Below are 24791 nucleotides of genomic sequence, written 5' to 3' on the forward strand. Positions count from 1 at the left end.
GACGATGGATTTCGATTTCTCGAGCGAGCAGAGGCAATTGCAGACGGCGGTGCGCCGCTTCCTCGAAAAGGAGTGTCCGTTCACGCGGGTAAGAGCCGCGCTGGAAACTGGCGCGGGTAGCGACAGGGCGCTCTGGATTGATCTTGCGAAGCTCGGCTTTGTCGGAGCCGCGATCGAGGAAGCGCATGGCGGTGCCGGCCTGGGCTATCTCGAGCTCTGCCTGATCGCGGAGGAACTTGGCCGCAGCCTGGCGCCGGTTCCAGCGTGTTCAAGCCTGTATCTCTTCGCGGAATTCCTCAAGCTGGCCGGCAGCGAAACACAGAAGGCGCGCCACCTGCCCTTGATCGCATCGGGGGGCGCGATCGGAACACTCGCCTATGTCGAGGGGATCGGTGAAATGGTGCCGGCGCGGATCGCGGCGCACGTCGCGGACGGCCGACTGTACGGCCACAAGGACGCGGTCGCCGATGGCGGCGTTGCCGATTTCGCCGTGGTGGCCGCGCGCGAGCCGGGCGGGGCGATCTCGCTTTTCATCGCCGCGCTCGACGGTGCAGCGCGGACGCCGGTCAAGACGATCGATCCGTCGCGCCGCTATGCGAGCCTCGATTTCGACGGCGTCACTGCCGAGCGGCTGGGCGGGGCAGGCGAAGGGCTTTCGATCCTTTCCGCGATCATGGACCGCGCTGCGGTTCTGACCGCATTCGAGCAGATCGGCGGGGCGGATCGCGCGCTCGAAATGGCGCGTGACTATGCCCTGGAGCGCATGGCGTTCGGCCGGCCGATCGGCTCGTTCCAGGCGATCAAGCACATGCTGGCGGACATGTATGTCGCGGCGACGCTGGCGCGCTCGAACGCCTATTACGCCGCCTGGGCTCTCACGGCCGGCGCCGCCGATCTGCCCGTCGCCGCAGCGGCCGCGCGGGTCAGCGCGACGCAAGCGTTTCAGCTCTGCGCGACGAACAATATCCAGGTCCATGGCGGCATGGGATTCACCTGGGAATTCGACTGTCATCTGTTTTACCGCCGCTCCAATGCGCTCGCGCTGTCCCTGGGCAGCCAGATGCATTGGGAAGCGGAGCTCGTCCGGCGCATGCGCCGGCGCAACGCCGCCTGAAGGATCGCCGGCATGGATTTCGACGACACACCGGAGGATGCGCGGTTTCGCGCCGAGGCGCGCGCCTGGCTCGTTTCCCATGCGCCGGCGCAATTCCGCGATACCCTCGAACGCGCGACCTTCGGCTATACCGAAATCCCCGGCCATGATCCGGTCCTGCTTCAGCAGGGTTGGCAGAAGACGAAGTTCGACGCGGGCTGGGCCTGCGTGAACTGGCCCCGCGCCTATGGCGGCCGTGACGCCACGCCGATCCAGCGCGCGATCTGGCAGCAGGAAGAGGGCGTCTATGCCCGGCTCTCGCAAATGTTCCTTGTCGGCCACGGCATGTGCGGCCCCACCCTCATGGCGTATGCGACAGAGGAGCAGAAGCGGGCACGCCTGCCGCCGCTCGCGTCGGGCGAGGAGATCTGGTGTCAGCTCTTTTCCGAACCCGCCGCCGGCTCCGATCTGGCAGGACTCAGAACCCGTGCCGAAAAGCACGGCGCGGAATGGGTCGTCAACGGCCAGAAGATCTGGACGAGCGAGGCGCAGCATGCGCGCTGGGGCCTGCTGCTGGCGCGCAGCGATCCCGATGCCCTCAAGCACAAGGGCCTGACGATGTTCTTCGTGCGGATGGATTCGCCCGGAATCGAGGTGCGGCCGATCCGCCAGATGAACGAGCAGTCGGTGTTCAACGAAGTTTATTTCAGCGATGTGCGCATTCCCGACGCTCAGCGCCTCGGCGGCGTCGGCGAGGGTTGGCGCGTCGCGCTGACGACGCTGATGAACGAGCGCCTTTCGGTCGGCGCCAGCATGCAGACCGGCTTCGAGGAGCTGTTCGCCTATTGCTGCGAGCTTCCGACGGCTTCGGGCGTGGCCGCCGACGAGCGCCATGTGCAGTCGCGCCTGGCGCAGTTCGCGGTGCGGGCCAGCGGCTTGCGTTACACCGCGCTGCGCGGCATCTCCCAGCTTTCCAAGGGCGAGGAGCCCGGACCCGAGAGCTCGATCGGCAAGCTGGTCGCGGGTACGACGATGCAGGAGATCGCGAAATTCGCGCTCGATCTCCAGGGCGAGTGCGGCCTCTTGTGCGATCCCGCGCAGGCGCCCGCCATGGGACGCTTCCAGGCAATGCTGATGCGCGCTCCGGCGACCCGCATCGAGGGCGGCTCCGACGAGATCCTGCGCAATATCATCGCCGAGCGGGTGCTCGGCCTGCCGCCGGACATCCGCGCCGACAAAGACGTGCCGTTCTCGAAGATCGCCGCCTCGGCGAGGACATGACGGCGGGTTCTACGGCGCGTCGCTCTGGCTTTCGCGGCCGAAGGCGCGGTCGGGAAGCCGCTTGATGCGGTCGGTGGTGTGGCGCACATGGGCGCGCGCGATCTCGTCGGCGCGCTCGACGTCGCCCGACAGGATGGCGCGGGTGATCGCGCGGTAGTCTCCGAACTGCAGTGCATCGGCCGCATAGTCGAAGCGACGAAGCTGGGTGCGCATGATGTGCACCTGCATGGTGGGGAACAGCCTGGTCAGCTCGTAGTTGCCGCTCAGATGCATGACGGTGCGGTAGAAGTTCTCGCGCGCCGTCTCGAAGCCGATGAAATCGTCCCTGGTCTCGAACTGCTGCATGGCATCGCAGGCATCGTTCAGCGTCTTGCCGACCGCGGGCTCGGTCGCGAAGTTCTCGGTCGTCCGCCGCGCCGCGAGCCCGAACAGGATCTCGACGACGTCGAGCAGCTGGCAGACCTCGCTGCGCGACAGGATACGCACGGCGGCGCCGCGGTGGCGGATGAGCGTCACGATCCCGGCGGAAGAAAGCCGGTTCAGCACCTCGCGAATGGTGCCGCGGCCGACATGGAATTGCTCCATGAGGTCGGGTTCGACGAGCCGCTGTCCAGGAACGAACTGCCCTTCGTAAAGGCCGCGCAGGATGCCGCGATAGACCTTCTCGAACGAACTGTGCGCCGAGGTTTCGCGGACCGGCTGTGCCTCCGGGCGCGGGGCCTGATGGTTGCGTCGTTCGAGAGTGTGCTTGGCTTTTTTGCGGGCTTTTGCAGGCAGAGCGGCCGTGACCATCGTTTCTGTTCGCCTTATCGCGACCACCTGAAATCGAGGCTGTGCCGCCGAGCACGTTGATACGGGATTCGTGCGCCCAGCTATATCGCAGCGGCCGAAAACGGACAAGACGCCAAGGCGATTTGGTAGGACGGCTTCGCCCTGCAATTATGGGCAGAAGGGGAGGCCGAAACGCGCAGCCTCCCCAGCCGCTCAATACCGGAGCCGGACTTCCGCGCCGAAGACGGCAGGCGAGGCCCAGCTCTGGTTGAAGGCAAAGGCGACCGGCAGGACCTGGGTGATATAGGCCTCGTCCGTCACGTTGTTTCCGAACACCGAATACTGCCAGCGTCCGTCGGCGTCGGTCCACGACGCGCGCAGGTTCAGCACGCCATAGGCCGGCTGCTGCGTGACGTCGGCGGGATCGAAATAGACCTTGGTCTGGTAGCCGTAATTGCCTTGCAGGTTCATCACGCCGCCGAACAGCGGATGATGGTAGTCGAGCCCGATGTTCATCTGGAACTCGGGCACGCGCTGCATCGCCAGGCCGTCGCCGACGATCGTCCCGATCACCACGCCGCTTGCCGGATCCCAGGTGTAGCTCGGATCGTCCGGGAAATTGGTGTAGCGCGCGTGCGTGTAGGCGGCCGATGCGTTCAACGTCAGATCGTCGGTGAGCCTCCCGGTCAGGTTCGCGTCGAGACCGTAGATCTGGGAGTTCGCGGCGTTCACGAGCTGCGAGGTGAACGCGACATAGGTGTTGATCTGCAGATTTTTGTAATTGTAGTAGTAGGCCGACGTCTCGAAATCCCAGTCCGACGACGTGACCTTGTAGCCCAGCTCGAAGGCGGAAATGGTCTCGGGCTTCACCGGCGTGGTGGCGGCGCCGAATACATTATAGACGCCCGACTTGTAGCCCTGGCTGTAGGATAAGTAGACGTTCGAGTCCGGTGTCAGCTGATAGCGCAGCACGGCGCGCGGGGTGAAGCTGTTGAAGTCGTGCGAATAGCTCTGACTCGGCGGGACCGCGCCGAGGATGAAGTTCTCCGCGATGCGGTCGTAGCTGTAGCGCGCACCCAGCGTCAGATAGAGGTTGTCCCAGACATTGTAGGTGCCGTCGACGAAGGCGGCGACCGAGTTGGCGCGCTGTCCCGCATTTGCGAACGCGACGAACGGGGCTCCGCCGCCGACGGCGACGTCGAAGTCCGTGTAGACGTCGCTGTCGTTGTAATAGTAAAGGCCGGCGACCCATTTGAACGGGCCTTCGCCTTCCGATGCCAGATCGAACTCCTGGGTGATCGTGTCCTCGGTGATATGCCAGTTCACCAGCTCGAGCGGGCTGGAAGAGGAATCCATGTCGAGCTGGTTGAACACGCGCTCATGCGCGCCGCTGGTGTAGGACGTCAGCGTTGCCCAGCCCATGTCATAGACGCCTTTGAGATAGAGACCGTCGTTCTGCACCTTGGTGACCGGAAGGCCGTCGAGCGACGTCTCGCCGCGTTTCTGCGTCACGACCGCGGTCGGATCGAAAACGCCAGCGGTCCACCCGTGATAGGCATTGAAGGCGATGAAGGTGGGATCGTCGATCTGGGTATGCTCGTAAGCGAGCGTGAATGTCAGGTCCCCGTCGGGCTGATAGAGCAGCTTGGACCGCACGCCCCAGTTCGTGTAGCGCGCCTGCTCCTTTCCGGTAACGATGTTCGTCACCGAACCGTCGCTGCGCGAACCATAGGCCGAGAGGCTGGCCGCGACCGTGTCGGACAGGCCGCCGGTCACGAAGCCGCTGGCGTTGAGCGTGTTGTCGCTGCCATAGCCGAGCCGCGCCGTCGCGCCGAAATCGAAGGATGGCTGGTTGGTCGTGACCAGGAAGGCGCCGCCGGTCGCGTTGCGGCCGAACAACGTTCCCTGCGGGCCCTTGAGCACCTGGATGGACGCGACGTCGTCGAACTGCATGTTGTTGGAATTCATGCTCGGACGATAGAAGCCGTCGACATAGGTCGCGACATTGGCGGAATCGCCAGGCCCCGAGATCGCACTTCCCACGCCGCGGATCGTAGGCTGGAAGGCGAGGCCGTTCTGATCCATGTGGACGCCCGGAACGTAGTTCTGGAGGTCCTGGAAATTCGTGGCGCCGCGGTCGTGCAACTGGTCTCCGCTGGCCACATAGACCGAGATCGGCGTATCGACCGAACGTTCCGCGCGGCGCTGCGCGGTGACGACGACCGTCTCGACCTGGACAGTCGTGGAGCTTTCGGCGGCATCCGCGGCGCGCGAATCCGTGGTCGAGAGCAATGCGCAGATCGCCGAGCCGGCAAGCAAGGCGGCAGAATGTCGATTTCTCATGATGGTCCCCGTCCGGAAGCGTTTCCCTGGCAGGCCGTTTTGGCCCTTATAATGTCCTACGATTTTGCATGAAGACTTTTTGTTGTCAAACGTCGCCGGCCCGCCTTCGCCGGCTTGCGATGGCACCGAAACAGCGATGCAACGCACCTTCCTGGCGCCGAGCGCTCTATGCCGCGGGCGGGTTGGCGCCTTGGACGGCACTCGATTTCCGCAGACGAGGGACACGGATGTCATAATCGTAGTACGAAACGGATGGACGAAAGTATTGACCGCGCTTCCGGGAGCGTGCGAAGATTTCGGACAAGACGCCTTCAGGCGCACAAGACCGGGAGCAAAGACGCCTCATGCCGATCAGCCGCCTTGGATCGACGGTGCCGCCCATGCGCGCCGCGGAAGGCTGGCAGGTTGCGTATTGCGTCGCGCCGGGCCGCTTCATGGGCTCCAACGGCATGCAGTTCGGTCCCGACGGCCGGCTGCACGTCGCCGAGATGATGGGCAGCCGGATCAGCGCCCTCGACACGGCCACCGGCGAAGTCACGGTGGTGAGCCCCGTGAACGGCGCGATCCACCAGCCCGACGATCTCGCCTTCGACAGCCGCGGAAACATCTTCGCGACTGAGATCATGGAGGGCCGTGTCGGCGCGCTGATGGCGGACGGCACGACGAAGGTTCTGGCGGACGGGATGCCATCGGTCAACGGCATCACAGTGAGCGGCGACCGCATCTTCGTGGACGAGTTCCGCGCCGGCGGCCGCATGTGGGAGGTTTTCCTGGACGGCTCGGCGCCGCGGCTGATCGCGGACGAGGTTCAATGGCCCAACGCGCTGTCGCTCGGTCCCGACGGCTATCTCTATTCGCCCTCCGTGCTGAACGACTCGATCATCCGCGTGCCGGTCGAGGGCGGCCCGGCGGAGACCTTCGTGACGGGCGTCGTCCGGCCGTCCGCGGTGAAATTCGACGACCGCAACGATCTCTACGCCGTGTCGTCGCTGACCGGGGAGATCACGCGTATCGATTTGCAATCGCGCGCCCTGAAGCGCATCGGCGCCACGCGCTGCGGTGCCGACAATTTCGCGATAGACAAGGCCGGGCGCATCTTCGTCTCGCATTTCGTCGACGGCGGCGTTTACGAGCTCGAGGGCGATGCGGATGCGCGCGAGATTGTGGCGCCGGGCTTCATCGGGCCGTTCGGCCTCACGGTCGCGCCGGACGGCGCGGTCTATGTCGCCGACTCCGTCAGCCTCGCCCGGCTGGGACCGAACGGGGCAATCGAGCGTGTGTCGCAATACATCACGGATGCATACTTTCCCGGCATTTTGCGCAACGTCGCGGCGGCGGGGGACGATGTCTTCATCACCGCCAACAGCACCGGCACCGTCTCGGCTTACACGCCCGATCGTGAATTGAAGATCCTGGGTTCGGAGCTGGGGCAGATCATGGGCGTCGTGGCGCTTGGCGCGGGCGCCGCCGCGGCCTGCGATTATGAGGACGGCCGGCTGCTCGAGCTGACCGCATCAGGCGTCAAGACGGTCGCGCGCGGGCTCGGCCGGCCGACAGGTCTCGCCGTCGATTCCGACGGTTCGTATTTCGTCGCCGACGCGCGCTCGGGCTCAGTCGGGCATGTCGAAAAGGGGACAGTGGGCACGGTGCTCAACGGTTTGGTCGAGCCCCATGGATTGGCGCTTTGCGGCCGCTCGCTCTACGTCCTGGACCGCGGCGCGCACGCGCTGCATCGCCTGGACCTGGACACGCGGCGGCATGACATTGTCGCGGCGAACCTGCCGGTCGGCAGTGCCGCGGGCATCGCGCCGCATGCGTTGCCGGGGATCGCGGGGCTCATGCCCGGTCCCATCCTGCCGTTCGCCGGTATCGCCTGCGGCGGCGACGGGACGGTCTACGTCTCGGCGGACCGCGATGGCAGCGTGGTGCGTGTCTGGCCGGAGCGCCGCGCGTGAGTTTTTTGCGTTCAGCCCCCACCCCCGGTGGTGCGGCAGTCAGGAGATCGGTTGAATGTCCCAAGCGCTAGCGAAGAAAATCGCGTTCGATTTCGATCCGGAAAAACTGCGCGAAAAATACCGCGCCGAACGCGACAAGCGCCTGCGTCCGGACGGCATCGAGCAATATATCGAGGTGACCGGCACATTCTCCCATTTCGTCGAGGACCCTTATGTCGAGCCGGGCTTCACGCGCGCGCCGATCAAGGACGACATGGAGGTCGTCGTCGTGGGCGGCGGCTTCGGCGGCCTGCTTGCAGCGGCGCGTCTGCGCGAGGCAGGCGTCAAGGATATCCGCATCATCGACAAGGCCGGCGATTTCGGCGGGACGTGGTACTGGAATCGTTATCCGGGTGCAGCTTGCGACGTCGAGGCCTATATCTATCTGCCTCTGCTGGAGGAGACGGGCTACATGCCGTCGCGCAGATTCGCGCGCGGCGCGGAAATCTATGCGCATGCGCGGCGGATCGGAAAATATTTCGACCTCTACAAGGACGCCTGCTTCCAGACCGAGCTGAAGGAGATGCGCTGGGACGAGCGGCGCGCGCGCTGGGTGCTTTCGACCAATTTCGGCGACGAGATGACGGCGCGCTTCGTGGTCATGAGTCAGGGACCGTTGAATCGCCCCAAGCTGCCCGGCATTCCCGGCATCACGACCTTCAAAGGCCACACCTTCCACACCAGCCGATGGGACTACGGCTATACCGGCGGCAGTCCGGACAGCAAGCTGACCAAGCTCGGCGACAAGCGCGTCGCGATCATCGGCACCGGCGCCACGGCCGTGCAGGTCGTGCCCGCGCTCGCGGGAACAGCCAAGCACCTCTATGTGTTCCAGCGCACGCCTTCATCGATCGACGTGCGCGACGACCGGCCGACGGATCCGCAATGGGTCGAGGCGCTGACCCCGGGATGGCAGAGGCGCCGGATGGAGAATTTCGATCGTATCATCGCGGGCTATCCCCAGGAGGAGAATCTCGTCGGCGACGGCTGGACCGAGATCTACACGACGGTCTTCTCGCTGGCGAAAAGCGACGGCTCCGGCAATTCGGCGATGAACGCGGAAGAGCTGCGCCAGCTGGCCGACTTCAAGAAGATGGAGCAGGTCCGCGCGCGCGTGGACGCGATCGTCAAGGATCCGGCCTGCGCCGAGGCGCTGAAGCCCTATTACAACCAGCTTTGCAAGCGACCCTGCTTCCACGACGAATATCTGGACGCGTTCAACCGTCCGGACGTCACGCTGGTGGACACCGCGGGCCGGGGCGTCGAGCGCATCACCGAAACCAGCATCGTGGCGAACGGCGAGGAGTACCCGGTCGACTGCATCATCTTCGCCACCGGATTCGAGTTCAGCACGGCCTATACGCGCCGCGGCAGCTTCGAGGCCTATGGCCGCGACGGCACGACGCTGACGCAGAAATGGGCCGATGGGCCGCGTTCGCTGCATGGGATCATGGCGCACAACTTCCCGAACTATTTCCTGGTCGGAGGCGCGCAGTCCTCGATCACCAACAACATCCCTTTCCTGCACGGCGAGCAGGCGAAGCACATCGCCGCCATCGTCAAGCGCTGCCTCGACCGCCAGATCCGCGCCGTCGACGTGACGGCGGAGGCCGAGGAGGCCTGGCAGCGCGAGATGAAGGACAAGGCGATCGCCCGCGGTGCCTATTTCCAGGAATGCACGCCCGGCAACTTCAATATGGAAGGCACCGGCTCGCGCTTCTTCGACGGCCTTTATGGCGGCGGTCCGTTCAACTACATGGACATCATCCGGAACTGGCTCGCCGACGGCTTCGATCGCGATCTCGAGATCATCCAGGAACAGCAGAAAGGACAAACGACATGATGGCCGAGAACCAGACCGTCCGGAGGGAGCCCAGCCCGCGTCCGGCTTTGCGGATCGACGACAGCAACATCCGTTGGATGCCGTTCGGCCATCTGGCCGAGGCGAATCCCGACGGCAGCCATCCTTCGGACGGGCTGACCTATTGGGTGCTGGGCGTCAACCAGGCGCGGCAGACGGTCGATATCCTGTTCAAACAGGATGCCGGCGTACGCTGCCGGCCGCACCGCCATGTCGGGCCGACCGACACGATGGTGCTCGAAGGCCAGCACAACAACTTCAAATACGAAGATGGAAAGTGGAAGCTCGTCCAGGAGCGTCCGCCGGGATTCCTGGCCTATAGCGAAGGCGACCACTTCCATATCGAGCAGGGCGGTCCCGAAGGCACGATCGTCCATCTGCACATGGTCGCAGTGAACGGCCTGATCTGGGAGGTCCTCGCCAGGGACAACAGCGTGGTGGCTTCGGCGCGGATCGAGGACTTCCAGGCCGTGCTCGACTACCAGTCCGGCAAGACCGGGGAACTGAAGCTGCGCGAGGGCTCAAGCCTCTGAGAAGCATGACCGCCGCCTCGACATCGCCAGCCGTCGCTGGCTATTGCGCCAAGGGCTGGGAACGGGTCCGTGACGCGTTCGAAGAGAACTTCGCCGCGCGTGCTGAGCTGGGCGCGAGCGTCTGTGTCGTCCACCGCGGCGAGACGGTCGTCGATCTTGCGGGCGGCTGGTTCGACCAGACGCGGACGCGCGTGTTCGGCGCCGACGATCTCGTGGTCTTCTTCTCCGCGACCAAGGGCATGGTGGCGGCGGCGGCGCATTGGCTGATCGATCGCGGGCTGCTCGATCTCGACGCGCCGGTATCGCGCTACTGGCCGGAATACGCGCAGAACGGCAAGGAAGCGACCACCGTCGCGATGATGCTCAATCACAGCGCCGGCGTGCCGGGATTCCACGAACCGCTGAAGCAGGACGCGCATCTCGACTGGGATTACATGGTCGGGCGCATTGCGGCGGAGCGGCCGTTCTGGCAACCAGGCCTGCGCAACGGCTATCATGCGCTGAATTTCGGCTGGACGGTCGGCGAATTGGTGCGCCGCGTCTCGGGGCGCGGGCTGGGCGATGTCTTCCGCGAGACGATCGCGGAGCCGGCCGGCGCGGATATCTGGATCGGCTTGCCCGAAAGCGAGGAGGGTCGGGTCTCGAAGGTGATCCCGACCTTTCCGGCGCCGGGCGAGCCGGTGATCGAGGTCTACACCAATGTGCAGGAGAATCCGCAGTCCGACTCGGCGCTGGTCTTCACCAATTCGGGCGGCTGGTCGCTCGCGGCGATCGACGCGGCGAGCGGCGATTGCATCGTGAACACGCGGGCGCATCATGCCGCGGTGTTCGGTGGGGCGGGCGGCATCGGCAATGCGCGCGGTCTCGCCAGAGTCTACGCCGCGCTCGACGCCGGGACCTTGATCTCGCGCGATCACGTCGCGCGGATGAGCCAGACCTCCATGGTCTCGACGCGCGATCCGATCCTGCTGGTGCCGACGCGGTTCGCGCTCGGCTTCATGAAGTCGATGGACAACCGCGCGCTGCCGCTGGGCACGATCAAGTCCTTTATCGTCGGCGAAAAGGCGTTCGGCCATGTCGGCGCCGGCGGCAGCTTCGGGATGCTCGACCGTGAGGAGGGCCTGGCCGCCGGCTACACGATGAACCGGCTGGGCGTCGGCGTCTGGCTGGACGAGCGCGGCCAGTCGCTGGTCGACGCGATGTACCGGACCCTCGGTTATCGCACCAACGCGCCCGGCGTGTGGGTGAAGTAACTTGCCGACGCGGGTTCCCGAAGACGAGCGGGCGTTCCGCGATGCGGTGCGAAGCCATTTCGACGCTCGCATCCCGGACGAGATGCGCGCGGCGGCCGGACTGATGACGAGCGTCTATGCCAGGCGGGACGTGATGACCCATTGGCAGCGGACGCTTCATGAGAAGGGCTGGGGCGCCCCGGCCTGGGCGCCCGAGCATGGCGGCTGCGACTGGTCGCCGGCGCAGCACTTCATTTTTGCCGAGGAAAAAGCGCGCGCCGGGGCGCCGCCCTTCCTTTCGCTCAGCGTCGTCATGTGCGGCGCGGTGCTTATCGCCTTCGGCACGCCGGAACAGAAGCGGCGCTTCCTGCCGCGCATGATTTCCGGCGAAGACTATTGGTGCCAGGGCTATTCCGAGCCGGGCGCGGGTTCCGACCTCGCCGCGCTGTCCCTGCGCGCCGAGGCGGATGGCGGCGATCTCGTCTGCAACGGCAGCAAGATCTGGACCTCGCACGCCCATGAGGCGGATTGGATGTATGCGCTGGTGCGCAGCACGCCCGGTTCGCGGGCGCAAGACGGCATCACCTTCCTACTGGTCGACATGCGTTCAAGCGGCATCGAGGTGAAGCCCATCGTGTTCCTCACCGGCGAGCACATCCAGAACGAAGTGATCTTCCGCGACGTGCGAGTGCCGTTGGACAATGTCGTGGGCACGCCCGGCAAGGGCTGGACTGTGGCGAAATACCTGATGGAATTCGAGCGCGGCGGGCAGCTCGGGTCGCCCGAATACGCGGCGCGACTCGACCGGATTGCTGTCTTCGCCAGGGAGGTGGGCGTGAACGACACCGCGTTCGTCGCGCGTCTCGCCGCAGCGCGCATCGATCTGTCGGCGCTGCGTGCCCTCGAATGGCGCGATCTTTGCGTGCGGACGGGCTCGCCGGGCACAAATTCGTCGATGCTCAAGATGCTCGGCACGGAGCTCAGCCAGCGGCTCACGGAACTTGCGCTCGAAGCGAGCGGCTATGGCGCGATGCCTTATCAGCCTGGTCTGACCACGCCGGGCGGCAACACGCCCTGGGCGGTTTCCGCTATGACGCCTCCGGCGGCAGCGCCGGCCGCCGCCGCGTTTGCGTTGCGCTATTTCAATGATCGCGCCGGCTCGATCTATGCGGGATCGAACGAAATCCAGCGCAATATTCTGGCCAAGCGACAACTTGGTCTTTGATCGGCGATTCGCGGCGGTCGCTCCGTGCCGAGTTCTGCAACGAGAGCAAAGTTGAGCGGATATCAGCCCGTAACAGCCCGCTTCCCGAAAACTCCGGCCCTTCACACGCCGGTGCGAAATGTTTTCCCTATATGGCCTCGATCTCGATTGGTACTCATGCGTCGGGAACGATCCGGGAAGCGGTACGGGGTTGGGCGATGATGCGGGCAGGACGCCAGAGCAGAAAGCGTTGAGAGGTATAAATGGAGTGAGTCATGGAGGAGATTTTGCGCCCATTCGTCTTTCATTAGGGCCTTGGCCGCTCGAACTCCGATTAGATCAAGAGGTAGCGGTGCAATCGGCTTGGATGGACGATCTCGGGGCGCGATTGGCCGCGGAGATGCGGCGGCACAAGGTTCCCGGCGCATCGCTCGCGGTGCTGACCGGCGACAAGGTATATCTCGCTGCCGCCGGCGTTGCCGACATCGAAACGGGCTGCAATGTCACCAAGCAGACATCGTTCCCAATCGGCTCCACGACGAAAGCCATGACGGCGACGCTGGTCATGCAGTCGGTCGAACGCGGCCGCATCGATCTCGATGCTCCGGTGCAGCGCTATCTGCCTGACTTTCGGCTCGCGGGACCATCGCACGGGATAACTGTGCGCCATCTGCTCGCGCATACGAGCGGCATCAAGGGCGATTTCTTCATTGATGTCGGGGACGGCGACGATGCGCTGGCGCGCTATGTGACGGCGCTTCGCAATGTGCCGACGCTTTATGAGCCGGGCCGCTTCTACTCCTACTGCAATGCGGGCTACGCGGTTCTCGGCCGAATCTGCGAGGTCGTCGAACAGAGTGTTTGGGACGACCTGCTGAGGGATCGCCTGTTCGGGCCGGCGGGCATGGACCGATCCGCATCCCGGACGGTGGAGGCCGCCGCGCTCGACGCTGCCGCGGGCTATGACCGAGACGGTGGCGAATTGCGCCCGGCGGTCAAAAGCACGCGATCCAGCGGACCAGCCGGCTCGACCGTCATCGGCACGGCCGAAGATCTCATACGGTTCGCCCGTGTGCATCTCTTGGGCGGCACGACCGTTCTTCGCGACGATACGATTCTCGCCATGCAGGTGCCGCAGGTTCCGGTCCCCGGCGGATATTTCGCCGATCACTGGGGGCTGGGCTGGATGTTGATGCGATGGAACGGCGTGTCCCAGTATGGCCATGACGGCTCGATCGCCGGCACACTCAGCCTGTTCCGTGTGTTTCCCGAGCGCCAGGTCGCGATCGCGCTGCTCTGCAATGCCAGCGATGGCGGTGCCTTCGTCCGCGCCGTCGCGGCAGGGCTTTTTCAAGAACTCGTCGGTGTCGACTTTCCGAAACCGCCGATGCCCGTCGCGCGCTCGTTCGATCTCGGAGCGTATGCCGGCCGCTACGAGCGGTATTTCGCTCGTGTGGATGTGGTGGTGGATGGCGAAGAGCTTGTTTGCCGCGCTTATGGCCTCGATCCGGTATCGGGTGCGCTGACGTCGCCGGACCCGGCACAGGTCTTTCGGCTGAGGCCGTGTTCGACGAGCGTGTTCGTGGAAGTGGGGACGGGAAGGCCGCCGCAAAGCATCGTGTTTCTGGCGTTCGACGATTCCGGTGTGCCGCAATTCCTGTTCGCGGGGGCCAGAGCCATGAAGAGGGTCGGCGGGTGAAGGTATTTGCCGCGCATTTCGTCCACGAGACGGATGTTTCGTCATCGATACCCACGGCGCTGTCGAGCTATCGCGAGGATTTCCTCTATCTGCCGTCGGAACCCGGCGGCGAAGCGCGCCTCGCGGCCGTTCAATCGCGGCGGAACCTGTTCACCATCCTTCGCGATCGTGGGCACGAAGTCGTGGTCGGACTGATCGCGGTGGCTCAGCCAAGCCGGCCGACGCCCCGCAAGGACTATGATTTCCTCAAGCGCGAACTGCTGGACAATCTGGCCAGGGCGTTGCCCGTCGGCATGATCGTGTTGTCGCTGCACGGCGCGCAGGTTGCCGAAGGCGTCGACGATTGCGAGAGCGACATCGTGCGCGATGTGCGAGCGCTGGTCGGCGACCGTGTGCCGGTCGGCGTCTTTCTCGACCTGCATGGCAATGTCGGGCCGGGACTCGTCGATCTCACCGACGTGCTCGTTGGTGGGATCGAATATCCCCACACCGATGTGGCGGATCGCGCGGAGCATCTCGTGGGGCTTCTGGAACGGGCCGTCTCCGGAGAATTGCGGCCATATCAGGCGTTGGTCCCCATCCCCATGACGGGGATGTTCTTCACGACACGCGAGCCGTTACGCTCAATTCTTCGGGATCTGGTCGCCGCGCAGGGCACCAACGGAATCTTGTCGTTCTCGTTCATGCATGGCTTCGCGGCCGCCAATGTATCGCGCGGTGCCGGCGTCATCGTGGTTTCAGAACTGAGCCGGGAGCATGCCAAAAGCGAGGCCGAACGCATCGCCAGGCGCCTATTCGCCGTGCGCAACGAGATCGTGAACAAGCCTCTCTCCATCGAGGAGGCGATCCAAGTCGCCGAAAACGTCGGGAGCCGGCCGGTTGTCATCGCCGAAGGCTCGGACAATCCGGGCGGCGGCGGCGCAGGCGATGCGACGTGGCTGTTGCAGGCAATGCTGGCGGCGAACCTCGGCAGGTCGCTGTTCGGGATGCTCTGCGATCCCGGCGCGATCGTCCTGGCGAAGATGGTCGAAGCCGGCAGGCGAACGCCGTTGCGCATCGGCGGCAAGGCGGGCCCTCGGTCGGGTCCGCCGCTGGACGTCGACGCGACGATCGTCGACCATCATGCGGGTCTGGTGCAGACATCGTTTGCCGGCCGGGAGGACCTCGGTCCGGCCTGTACGATCCGCGTAGGACAGACCGATATCCTGCTGGTTTCAAAGCGCCAGCAGGTTCTCGATCCATCCTGCTTCAGGGCTGCAGGACTCGAGCCGGCCGACTACAATGTGATCGGAGTCAAATCCAACCACCATTTCCATGCGGGATTTCGATCCTTGGCGCCGATCATCCTGTACGCCAATCACGCGCAACCGGGAACGCAGAAAAACGATCGTCTCTGGCGGCCCGCATGGCCCCTGGATGCGACGCCGTTCGAGCTCGATGGCGTTCTCTGGGAGTGACCGGTCAGCGATCGCGGAATGTCGACGGAAAGCCGTCCCAGCACGCGTCATAGGATTTCTGAAGCTGCGGCGACGCCATGGCGAGCCGTGTCGGGCGCAGGACCCAGCGCGTCTCGATGACGAACGCCATCGTGTCCGCGATCTTGCGCGGCAGGAGCGGGTCCGCGATCGCCGTGTTGTGGCTCGCGACGTCGGGCCCGTGCGCCGCCATGCAGTTGTGTAGGCTGCAGGCACCCGGGACGAAGCCGTCCGCCTTCGCGTCATAGGCACCATGGATCAGCCCGACGAACTCGCTCATCACGTTGCGATGGAACCAGGGCGGCCGGAAGGTGTGCTCCGCCACCGCCCAGCGCGGCGGGAAGATCGCGAAGTCGAGATTTGCCGTGCCCGGTATCTCGCCCGGCGACGTCAACACCGTGTAGATGGAGGGATCGGGATGATCGTAACTGATGGACCCGATGGTGTTGAATCGCGACAAGTCATATTGATAGGGCGCGTAATTGCCGTGCCACGCCACGACGTCGAACGGCGAATGTTTCAGCGTGGTCGTCCAGAGCGTGCCCTGGAATTTCTGAACGATTTCCATGGGCCGGTCCTGTGCGTCATACGCGGCCACGGGCGTGAGGACGTCGCGCGAATTGGCAAGACCGTTCGATCCGATCGGACCTAGCTCCGGCAGCCGCAGGAGTTGGCCGTAATTCTCGCAGACATAGCCGGTCGCAAAATCGTCCTTCAACTGCACCTGAAACCGCACGCCCCGCGGTATGACGCCGATCGTGCCGGGTCTCAGATGGAGAACGCCGAGTTCCGTGACGATGCGCATGCGGCCCTGGCGCGGGATCAGGAGAAGCTCGCCGTCGGCGTTGAAGAAGACGCGATCCGTCATCGACGTATTGGCGGCATAGAGGTGGACGGCGATCCCGGACATCTGCGCGACATCGCCGTTGCCGGCGATCGTCATCAACCCATCGATGAAGTCCGTCGGCTCCTGGGGCAGGGGAGGCGGATCCCATCGCAGGCGGTTGGGAGATGGCGCGGCGTCGTCGAACGCACTGCCATGCGGTGCGCCAGGACGCGCGAGCGGGCGAAACGGATCGTGAGACGCGGACGGCTGGATGCGATAAAGCCAGGATCGCCGGTTCTCGGCGCGCGGCGCGGTGAAGCCGGTGCCGGACAGCTGCTCGGCGTAAAGCCCAAGCGGATGGTGTTGCGGGCTGTTCTGGCCTTCGGGCAAAGCGCCGGGCAACGCCTCGGTGGCGAAGTGGCCGCCGAACCCGGACACGAAATCGCCATGGGGAAACGCATCGCCTCCGGATGCGGACTTCAAATCGCTTTCTTGCATGCTCATCTCCCGCCCCGGGGACGAGGTGCATCGGTGGCGCTTCGGCAGCCTGCGATGGCGCTTTCCCCCTTGTATGGACGGAAATCCGCCGCCGAGCCGCTATTGCGAGGCCTGGATTCGCGTGTCCCGCGACGACTGGCGCGTTTCGCTGGATCGTTCGTCTATCTCCTGCCGTCTTCGCGTCTCCAATCTCCACCCAGGACGTCCATCATGAGAGTGTATTGCGTTCACATGTCGCACGAGACCAGCGCCGTCTCGCCGATCCCGACGTCGCTGGCGAGCTATCGCGACAGCTTTCTCTATCTGCCTTCGACCGGCGAAGGCGCCGATGCGATGTTGCGTTTCAAGGACAGCAATATGCTCGGCGCCGTCGCCGCGCGCCGCGGCCACGATGTGGTCGTCGGGTTGGCGGCTGTGGCGCAGCCGAGCCGTCCGACGCCGGCGGAGGACTATCGGCTCCTGCGCGAGGAGATCGCCAGCAACCTGAAGGCGGCCATGCCCGTCGATATGGTCGTCATGTTCCTGCATGGGGCCCAGGTCGCGGAAGGGTGCGACGACTGCGAGGGCGAGGTGCTGGAGGACGTCCGCGCGATGGTGGGATCGGGCGTTCCGATCGGCGTGGAGATCGATCTTCATGGCAACGTCACGGCTCGCATGATCGCTAACGCCGACGTCATCGTGGCATGCAAGGAATACCCGCATGTCGACTTCGGCTTGCGTGCCGTCGACCTCATGGTGCTGATGGAGAAGACCGTGCGGCACGAATGCAAGCCTGCGATGGCATTCGCGCGCGTTCCCATGTTCGGCAGCTTCCCGACGACGCTGCAGCCCATGCGAAGCTTCGTCGACGAGATCATGACGATGGAGGGCAAGGACGGAATTCTTTCGATTTCCGTCGGCCATGGCTTTCCCTGGGCGGACACTCCGGATGCCGGTGGAACCGTGATCGTGGTGACCGATGACGACATGGCGAAAGCCCAGCGCCTCGCGGACGATCTCGCGCAACGCCTGTTCGCGATGCGGCGGGATATCTGGGCGCCTCGCATGTCCATCGACGCGGCGCTGTCCCGAGCGCTGAAAAACACCGGGCGCCCGACCGTGCTGGCCGACATGATCGACAATCCGGGCGGCGGTGCTCCCGGCGATGCGACCCACATTTTGCGCGCGATGCTCGAGCGGGGCGTGACCGATGCCGCCATCGCGATGATCTGGGATCCGGTCGCCGTGCAGATGGCCTTCGACGCCGGCATCGGGCGGCGCATTCCGCTGCGGATCGGCGGCAAGGTGTCCGCGCTGGGCGGCGATCCCGTCGATCTGGACGCCACCATCGTCGCGCTTGCGGAGCGTGCCATGCAGAGCGAACTGGGCCCTGCCGTCAATTTCGGACCGGCCGCCGCGATCGAAGCCGCCGGCATCCAGATCGTGTTGAGCACCAGGCGGCGACAGACATTCACGAGCGAATGTTTCACCGCGCTGGGCATCGATCCGCTGCGGAAGAAATTGCTCGTCGTGAAATCGCAGCAGCATTTCCACGAGCATTTCGCCAAATTCGCGGCGGAGATCGTTTATGTCGATTCACCGGGATGCACCGGCTTGGATTTCGGCGGCCTGCCGTTCAAGCGGATCAGCCGCCCGGTCTGGCCTATCGACGCGACGCCGTTCGAGGCGCATGGCCGGCGCTGGGAGTGAATGCCGGGTGTTTATCTGCAATATGAAAATATTCGAAATTATCCTATGGTCGGCCTGCATAACGGCCGCGCTCGATTCGAAAGATCGTGCGCCGTGGTTTCGTCGGAGGGTCTCGCGTTGAACGCCAGGCATAGCGCACAGCCGCGTCTCGTCGTCGAATCGGACGACGGCGCCGACGAGGATGCACCCGACGGTGTGGCCGACGCCGAAGCGCTCCTCGACCTCAGGAACTGGTTTCCGTTCCATTGCTCGGTCATCGCGAACCGCGTCAGCGCCTGCCTCGAAAGCATGTACGGCAACCGCTACGAGCTCTCTGTTACGGGTTGGCGCATCATGGCGAACCTGGCGCAGCATGCCCCTCTTTCGGCCAGGGGACTTGCCGAGCAAACCGCGATGAACCACGTCCAGATCACGCGGGCCGTCGATCAGCTCGTCGCCAGCGGGCTCGTCAGCCGGCGGATGGACGCGGAGGACCGGCGGCGGATTGTCTTGCGCTTGACCCGCAAAGGGCAGGCCGCCTATCGGCAGATCGCACCGCTGGCGAAGGCCATCGAGGCTGCACTGCTGGAGACCCTATCCAAGGAAGAGCGGCGTTCTTTGCTTGCCGCCAGCCGGAAGGTCCTTCTGCGTGCGGAGGAGATTCTGGCCGATGGTGTCGACTGGCGCCGCTTCCAGCGACATGACGCGCCGTAAGCACGTATTGGCCATCTGCCTTCGGATGGCGATGTGTTGTGCGAAAGGCCCATTTTTACGCCAGGAGGGGAGGCTCATTTGACATGCGGCGGCGGCGTGGCGTCCGGCGAACGTGTATCGCTCCGGACACTGGTGGTTTCTGTCGGTCGAACCGTCACACTAGAGACGTGTGTATGTGTGTGACGGTGCTGCGTAACTGGCTGAAGGGATGGCTGGCTGCCGGTGCCCGATGAAGGGGGCTTCCATGAAACAGTCTGCCGTGTCGTCCGCCGCCCGCAAGCGGCTCAGCGTATTGAAGGCGTCGGTCGGCGCATCCATCCTTATCGCGCTTTCGGCATCCGCGAATGCGCAATCCGAAACAGCCGGCACCACCAAGCCGAGCGATTATCAAGGCGGTACCATCGAAACGGTCGTCGTGACCGCGGCGCACCGCGAAGAGCGCCTGATGGACGTTTCGCAAAGCGTAACGGCGCTGACGGACCGCGATCTGAAGGCGATGGATGCCAAATCGTTCGCCGACTATGTCGGTGCCGTTCCCAACGTCCAGTTCACGACGCTCGGGCCGGGGCAGACGACGATCACCATCCGCGGCATCTCCGACGCGGAAGGCGTCTCGACGATCGGCTATTACCTGAATGACACACCGATCACCTCGCGCGACACCAGCGGAAACAACCAGCCGGACCCGAAGACGTTCGACGTGGACCGCATCGAAGTCCTGCGCGGACCGCAGGGGACCCTCTATGGCGGTGGCTCCATGGGCGGCAACATCCGTGTCATCACCAAGCAGCCGGATCTCGAGAACTTCGGCTATGGCGGTGAGGTCACCGGCAGCGGCACCGCCGGCGGCGGCGGCAACTACGATCTCGACGGCATGATCAATGTGCCCGTCGTCGAGGACAAGTTCGCGATCCGCGTCGCCGGCACCACCAGCGACTACGACGGCTGGATCGACGACCCGTATCTCGGCAAGAACGTCAACCGCTATCGGGCGAACACGCTGCGCACGGAAGCGAAGTTCGCGCCCACGGACGATCTGTCCTTCACCTTCCTCTACGAGAACGACTGGCTTCATACCGATGCGAACAACCTGGCAGACCTGGCGACGCGCGGCGTCTCGACGCTCGGTCAGTTCTCGCCCTATACGGACGGCTCGCAGCTCTACAGCCTGACAGCGAACTACGATCTGCACTGGGCCGCGTTGACCGCCGTCGCCGCCTATTCCAACCGCGACTTCACCACGTTCCAACCGTTCTCCAACGGAACGATCGCCGCCTATACATTCGCTTTCGGATTGCCGACGGGCACAATAACCGGCGGCGGAGCGGACCTCGGCGAGACGACGCGCGATTACAATGGCGAAGTGCGCCTGGTGTCGGAGGGCGATGGCCCGTTTCGATGGACGGTCGGCGCCTACTACCTCAACAGTTCGGTCGCAGGCACGACGAATGTGTTTATTCTTCCGTCGAACGCCGTTCCGTTCATTCCCGGCGGCATTTTCTTGAATTCGCTCGCGACGCAGAAAGTGGAGCATTACGCCGTCTATGGCGAAGGCACGTACGACGTCACCGACCATCTCGCGCTGACGGTCGGGCTCCGCTGGTTCGACGAGACGGTCGATGTCGGCGGCGTGTCGAACGGCAACGGCCTGACGGGCACGGTCAAGAGCGACAAGCTGATCAAGAAAGGTACGGTGACCTACAAGTTCGACGACACCGCGATGGTGTATTTCACCTATGCGGACGGCTTCCGCTCGGGAGGAGCCAACCTCGGTGTCGATCCTGGCGCGCCGCTGACCTATCAGCCCGACACGACCGAGAATTTCGAGCTGGGCGCCAAGACGAGTTGGCTCGACGGCAGGGTCGATCTGATCGGCGCTCTGTATCATATCGACTGGCATGACATGCAGGTCTACAACGACCCGAGCCCGCCGCAGACCATCGGGTACATCGACAATGGCGGCCACGCGAAGAGCGAAGGCGCCGAGCTCGAGATCGATCTGCGACCGATCGAACGCCTCAGCATCTCGATCAACGGCAGCTATACCGACGCCGTGCTGACCAAGCTCTACAACGACGATGGCCTCATCGCGCCGGCGGGCAATTGGTTGCCCTATGTTCCGCGGTGGAAGGGCTATGCTTCCGCGGAATACACGTTCCCGCTTTGGAACGACCTGACGGGCCGGGTGCGCGGCGATGTGCAGGTGGTCGGCAAGAGCTGGGCCTCCATCCTCAACGCGAACTTCCCGGGTGACGTCAACCAGCCGTCCTACACGCTGGCGGATTTCAGCGCCGGCCTGTTCGAAGGCAGATGGAGCGCCGATATCTTCGTCCACAACGCCTTCGATGCACGCGCGATCCTGCGGAACGACACGTTCGGAAACTTTTATGAGAACCGGCCGCGCACGATCGGGATCACGTTACGGTACAATCACTGACGCGGTTCGCCGGAAAGGCGGCTGACGACGCTCGGCAAGGATACTATAAGAGACGGAACCGGTGTCTTTGACCTTGGCGAATGTAGAACAGCCTGCCGTTCCTTCGAAGACGTCCGCTGCCTCCGAAAAGAGGAACAGCGGGCGGCTTTCGCTGCTCTCTCTGATCGTGTTCGCCCTTCCCACAATCCCGACCGTTTTGCTCTCCGGTCCGCTGAACGGCATCCTGCCGACCTACTATTCGTCGCACACCGCGATCACCGTGACGGCGATGGCGTCGGTCCTTCTCTTCGCACGCGTGTTCGATGCGGTGACCGACCCGCTGATCGGCTATCTCTCCGATCGCACCCGTTCGCGCCTCGGCCGGCGCAAGCCATGGATGATCGGAGGCGCGTTGATCGCCATGGCTTGCGCGCACAACCTTTTCGTGCCGCCGGCATCGGCGGGGACGGGCTATTTCCTGGTCTGGTCGCTGATCGGCTATCTCGCGTGGTCGATGATCTTCATCCCCTACAACGCCTGGACAAGCGAGCTGAGCGGCGCTTACCACGAGCGATCGCGGATCTTCGCCATACGGAATCTCATCGGCGGCGTGGGCGCCATCGGCTTCGCACTGGGACCGTTTCTGCTATCGCCTCTCACCGGCACCACGGCGATCAACGGAAAGACTCTCGATCTTTTCGCCTGGGCGATCGTGATCTCGATGCCCGTGGCCATGGCCTTCGCCATCTGGATGGCGCCCGCCGGCAAGCCCGTGGAGACGCAGGAAGGTTCGCTGAAAGGGCTCGTCCATGCCCTTCGCACCAACGGCCCGCTCTGGAACGTCATCGTCACGATGACGCTGAACGGGCTCGCGAACGGTGCGACCGGCGCGCTGTCGCTGATGGTGGTCGACAACTATCTGCATCTGGGCGCCAGCATCTCGATCTTCCTCGCGGCCGGCGTGCTCGCCCAGATCGCTTCGGTGCCGGTCTGGCTGAAGCTGACCTATCGGTTCGGCAAGCACCGGCCGTGGGCGGTCTCGATGGCGATCACGGCGGTCGCGCTGTTCCTTATCTTCGCGATCAGGCCCGGCGCGGCGGCTTTCGTGCCGTTCATGGTCCTGACGGTGGTGAACGGCTTCATGTCCGGTTCGGCGCTGGTCGTGCCGGCTGCGATGCTGTCCGACGTCATCGACTACGATCTCCTGAAATCGGGCGTGAACCGGGCCGGCAATTATTTCTCGTTCCTCATCCTGCTGTCGAAGATCGAGTCCGCGATCGGCGCCAGCCTCGCCTTTTTCGTGCTGGGGCTCTTTCACTACGATCCCAAGGGCGCCAACGGGCATTGGGAGGCCATGGGCTTGATGCTCGCCTTCGGCGGCGTGCCCGGCGTTCTGTCGGCGATCGCGGCTGCCTTTGCGTGGGTTTATCCGCTCGACGCGCGCCGCCAGGCGAGCATCAGACGGCGGATCGAGCAACGCGCCGCGCGCGAGGGCAGGGCCTGGCCGGCCGCGGACTAAGCGGCGGATACGACGCCGCGCTCGATCTGGTCGCGCTCGATGGCTTCGAACAGCGCACGCGCATTGCCTTCGCCGAAGCCCCGATTGCCCTTGCGCTGGATGAACTCGAGGAAGATGGGCCCGATCAGGTTCTTGGAGAATATCTGGAGCAGAAGGTCCCAGTCGCCCGTCTTCGCATTGCGTTCGCCGTCGATCAGGATGCTGTTGCGCTTCAGGCGTTCCAGATCCTCGCCATGCGACGGCAACCGGTCCTCCACGGCGTCGTAATAGCTCTTCGGTACGCCCATGAAGGAGATGCCGCTGTTCGCGACGCGTTCCACGCTGGCGCAAATGTCCGTGGCGGCCAGCGCGATGTGCTGCACGCCTTCGCCCTTGTAGAGGTCGATGAATTCCTGAATCTGCGATTTCGGGTCGGAGGGTTCGTTGATCGGAATGCAGATCTTGTCGCAGGGGCTCATTAGCGCATAGGTGCGGAAGCCCGTACTCGCGCCGCGCGCGTCGAGATAGAAGATCTCGCGGAAGCCGAACAGGCGCTTGTAGAAGCTCATCCACGTCTCGAGGCCGCCAGCGCGCACATTGTGCGTCAGGTGATCCACGGCGGAGAACAGCGCCCCCGGACGCGGAGCAGCGATGCCGGTGCTGCGGAACGCGTGCGCCTGCAGCGTTTCTTCGATCTTCGGATCGATCAGGTACAGAAGACTTCCGCCGATCCCCTCCAGTGCCGGCGCGTCGACCGTCTTCGGCGCGTCGCCGGCATAGGCGGATGCATCCATAGCGAGTGCTCGCGCGAGTGCGCTTCCGGCATCGCTCACCTTGAACGCGATGGCCGATACGCACGGGCCGTGCACCGCGGCAAAGCGACCGCCATGAGTCTGGGGATCGCCGTTCAAGATGAACGAGATGTCACGTTGCCTCCACAGCGAGACCGGGCGCGACACATGATCGGCGATCTTGACGAAGCCGAGTTCGGCAAACAACACCGCGAGCGCGGTGGGATCGGTGGCGCTGAACTCCATGAAAGCGAGGCCGTCCGTGCCCATCGGGTTCTCCCGCACCGGGAAGATGCCGTCTTCCGATTCACGATCTACGGGCGCACCCATCGAGTTCTCCAGATCAAAACGCAACCCACGCCGAAGAAATTACTATCCGAATGAAAATATATCAACGAGAAACGAAAAATCCGTGAAAACATGGGTGCCGGTAATACCGCGTGGTAACACCGAACGCTCCGCCGGTCGCGGACTGCGACCGCGCGTCGAAGGAGATGGCTATGCTGTTCGCGATCATCTGCACCTACAAGCCGGACGGCGATCTCCTGCGCTTTCCCTTCCGGCCGAAGCATCTGCAATACATGATCGATGCGCTGCCGTTCACGTTTTTCGGCGGGCCGTTGCTGCTCGAAGACGACAGGCGCTCCACGGGACTTGTCGTGATCGTCGATCTTCCCGACCGGGACGCGGCGGTGAAATTCATCACCGAGGAACCTTACGCGCAAGCCGGCTTGTTCGAGACCATCGCGGTCCGCCGTTGGCGCCATATGACGGAGGACGTTCTTCATGGCGAGCTGCGGGGCACGCAGATCGCCAAGAGCCTCTAGCAGCATAGCGGAGAACGGCGCCGCGTTCGTCTTCCATGATGTCGGCGACGGGCCTGCCGCAATGAGG

At 64.3% G+C, this 24791-nt stretch carries 18 protein-coding genes; 14 read left to right on the plus strand and 4 right to left on the minus strand.

Features of this window, described 5'->3' with window-relative positions; genetic code table 11:
• Window positions 1-4 precede the first annotated feature (4 nt).
• Window positions 5-1114: an acyl-CoA dehydrogenase family protein gene (locus tag WDM91_22910; GenBank protein MEI9997463.1), complete on the plus strand. Its 1110-nt coding sequence runs from the start codon at window positions 5-7 to the stop codon at window positions 1112-1114.
• 12 nt (window positions 1115-1126) lie between these two features.
• The gene (locus tag WDM91_22915) at window positions 1127-2374 is read left to right on the plus strand and encodes an acyl-CoA dehydrogenase family protein (protein MEI9997464.1); all 1248 of its coding nucleotides are present in this window, start codon (window positions 1127-1129) and stop codon (window positions 2372-2374) included.
• Window positions 2375-2383: 9 nt separating this feature from the next.
• Here the strand turns inward: WDM91_22915 and WDM91_22920 are convergent, their stop codons facing one another.
• Window positions 2384-3166: a GntR family transcriptional regulator gene (locus tag WDM91_22920; GenBank protein ID MEI9997465.1), complete on the minus strand. Its 783-nt coding sequence runs from the start codon at window positions 3164-3166 to the stop codon at window positions 2384-2386.
• 192 nt (window positions 3167-3358) lie between these two features.
• Window positions 3359-5488, minus strand: coding sequence for a TonB-dependent receptor (locus tag WDM91_22925; protein ID MEI9997466.1), 2130 nt, complete (start codon window positions 5486-5488; stop codon window positions 3359-3361).
• Window positions 5489-5832: 344 nt separating this feature from the next.
• On the opposite strand from WDM91_22925, the gene WDM91_22930 reads away from it, so the two are divergent.
• The 7 genes from WDM91_22930 to WDM91_22960 all read left to right on the plus strand — a co-directional run bounded on the left by WDM91_22930 (window position 5833) and on the right by WDM91_22960 (window position 15468).
• Window positions 5833-7443 (plus strand): hypothetical protein, encoded by a 1611-nt coding sequence (locus WDM91_22930; GenBank protein MEI9997467.1) that lies wholly within the window; start codon window positions 5833-5835, stop codon window positions 7441-7443.
• A gap of 55 nt (window positions 7444-7498) precedes the next feature.
• Window positions 7499-9325, plus strand: coding sequence for an NAD(P)/FAD-dependent oxidoreductase (locus WDM91_22935; GenBank protein ID MEI9997468.1), 1827 nt, complete (start codon window positions 7499-7501; stop codon window positions 9323-9325).
• Window positions 9322-9876: a hypothetical protein gene (locus WDM91_22940; GenBank protein ID MEI9997469.1), complete on the plus strand. Its 555-nt coding sequence runs from the start codon at window positions 9322-9324 to the stop codon at window positions 9874-9876. Before WDM91_22935 ends, WDM91_22940 begins: the two co-directional genes overlap by 4 nt.
• Window positions 9877-9881: 5 nt before the next feature.
• Window positions 9882-11129, plus strand: a complete 1248-nt coding sequence (locus WDM91_22945; GenBank protein ID MEI9997470.1) for a serine hydrolase domain-containing protein — start codon at window positions 9882-9884, stop codon at window positions 11127-11129.
• Between the two features lies 1 nt (window position 11130).
• Complete coding sequence (locus WDM91_22950; GenBank protein MEI9997471.1) at window positions 11131-12333, plus strand: acyl-CoA dehydrogenase family protein; 1203 nt, start codon at window positions 11131-11133, stop codon at window positions 12331-12333.
• Between the two features lie 190 nt (window positions 12334-12523).
• Complete coding sequence (locus tag WDM91_22955) at window positions 12524-14011, plus strand: serine hydrolase domain-containing protein (GenBank protein ID MEI9997472.1); 1488 nt, start codon at window positions 12524-12526, stop codon at window positions 14009-14011.
• Entirely contained in the window at window positions 14008-15468 is a 1461-nt protein-coding gene (locus tag WDM91_22960; GenBank protein ID MEI9997473.1) for a M81 family metallopeptidase, read from the plus strand. The genes WDM91_22955 and WDM91_22960 overlap by 4 nt, the downstream gene beginning before the upstream one ends.
• 4 nt (window positions 15469-15472) lie before the next feature.
• On the opposite strand, the gene hmgA is transcribed toward WDM91_22960, so the two are convergent.
• A complete protein-coding gene (gene hmgA, locus WDM91_22965) occupies window positions 15473-16810 on the minus strand; it encodes a homogentisate 1,2-dioxygenase (GenBank protein ID MEI9997474.1) in 1338 nt (445 codons plus the stop codon).
• A gap of 210 nt (window positions 16811-17020) precedes the next feature.
• Here hmgA and WDM91_22970 point away from each other — a divergent pair, with 210 nt between their 5' ends.
• The 4 genes from WDM91_22970 to WDM91_22985 all read left to right on the plus strand — a co-directional run bounded on the left by WDM91_22970 (window position 17021) and on the right by WDM91_22985 (window position 23127).
• The gene (locus tag WDM91_22970; protein ID MEI9997475.1) at window positions 17021-18499 is read left to right on the plus strand and encodes a M81 family metallopeptidase; all 1479 of its coding nucleotides are present in this window, start codon (window positions 17021-17023) and stop codon (window positions 18497-18499) included.
• Entirely contained in the window at window positions 18500-19192 is a 693-nt protein-coding gene (locus WDM91_22975; protein ID MEI9997476.1) for a MarR family winged helix-turn-helix transcriptional regulator, read from the plus strand.
• A 244-nt stretch (window positions 19193-19436) separates the two neighbouring features.
• Window positions 19437-21629: a TonB-dependent receptor gene (locus WDM91_22980; protein ID MEI9997477.1), complete on the plus strand. Its 2193-nt coding sequence runs from the start codon at window positions 19437-19439 to the stop codon at window positions 21627-21629.
• 61 nt (window positions 21630-21690) lie between these two features.
• Complete coding sequence (locus tag WDM91_22985; GenBank protein MEI9997478.1) at window positions 21691-23127, plus strand: MFS transporter; 1437 nt, start codon at window positions 21691-21693, stop codon at window positions 23125-23127.
• Here WDM91_22985 and hppD read toward each other — a convergent pair.
• Window positions 23124-24227 (minus strand): 4-hydroxyphenylpyruvate dioxygenase, encoded by a 1104-nt coding sequence (hppD, locus tag WDM91_22990; GenBank protein MEI9997479.1) that lies wholly within the window; start codon window positions 24225-24227, stop codon window positions 23124-23126. The genes WDM91_22985 and hppD overlap by 4 nt on opposite strands.
• Before the next feature lie 170 nt (window positions 24228-24397).
• Between hppD and WDM91_22995 the strand changes: the two genes are divergently transcribed.
• Window positions 24398-24724 carry a YciI family protein gene (locus tag WDM91_22995; protein ID MEI9997480.1) on the plus strand — a complete coding sequence of 109 codons (327 nt, stop codon included), beginning with the start codon at window positions 24398-24400 and terminating at the stop codon, window positions 24722-24724.
• Window positions 24725-24791: the final 67 nt, after the last annotated feature.

The organism is Rhizomicrobium sp. (assembly GCA_037200385.1).
Taxonomy (GTDB): Bacteria; Pseudomonadota; Alphaproteobacteria; order Micropepsales; family Micropepsaceae; genus Rhizomicrobium.

Coding starts and splice junctions, on each gene's coding strand:
- WDM91_22910 (MEI9997463.1), top strand. CDS start 5: ATGGATTTCGATTTCTCGAGCGAGCAGAGGCAATTGCAGACGGCGGTG.
- WDM91_22915 (MEI9997464.1), top strand. CDS start 1,127: ATGGATTTCGACGACACACCGGAGGATGCGCGGTTTCGCGCCGAGGCG.
- WDM91_22920 (MEI9997465.1), bottom strand. CDS start 3,166: ATGGTCACGGCCGCTCTGCCTGCAAAAGCCCGCAAAAAAGCCAAGCAC.
- WDM91_22925 (MEI9997466.1), bottom strand. CDS start 5,488: ATGAGAAATCGACATTCTGCCGCCTTGCTTGCCGGCTCGGCGATCTGC.
- WDM91_22930 (MEI9997467.1), top strand. CDS start 5,833: ATGCCGATCAGCCGCCTTGGATCGACGGTGCCGCCCATGCGCGCCGCG.
- WDM91_22935 (MEI9997468.1), top strand. CDS start 7,499: ATGTCCCAAGCGCTAGCGAAGAAAATCGCGTTCGATTTCGATCCGGAA.
- WDM91_22940 (MEI9997469.1), top strand. CDS start 9,322: ATGATGGCCGAGAACCAGACCGTCCGGAGGGAGCCCAGCCCGCGTCCG.
- WDM91_22945 (MEI9997470.1), top strand. CDS start 9,882: ATGACCGCCGCCTCGACATCGCCAGCCGTCGCTGGCTATTGCGCCAAG.
- hmgA (MEI9997474.1), bottom strand. CDS start 16,810: ATGCAAGAAAGCGATTTGAAGTCCGCATCCGGAGGCGATGCGTTTCCC.
- WDM91_22970 (MEI9997475.1), top strand. CDS start 17,021: ATGAGAGTGTATTGCGTTCACATGTCGCACGAGACCAGCGCCGTCTCG.
- WDM91_22975 (MEI9997476.1), top strand. CDS start 18,500: ATGCCGGGTGTTTATCTGCAATATGAAAATATTCGAAATTATCCTATG.
- WDM91_22980 (MEI9997477.1), top strand. CDS start 19,437: ATGAAACAGTCTGCCGTGTCGTCCGCCGCCCGCAAGCGGCTCAGCGTA.
- hppD (MEI9997479.1), bottom strand. CDS start 24,227: ATGGGTGCGCCCGTAGATCGTGAATCGGAAGACGGCATCTTCCCGGTG.
- WDM91_22995 (MEI9997480.1), top strand. CDS start 24,398: ATGCTGTTCGCGATCATCTGCACCTACAAGCCGGACGGCGATCTCCTG.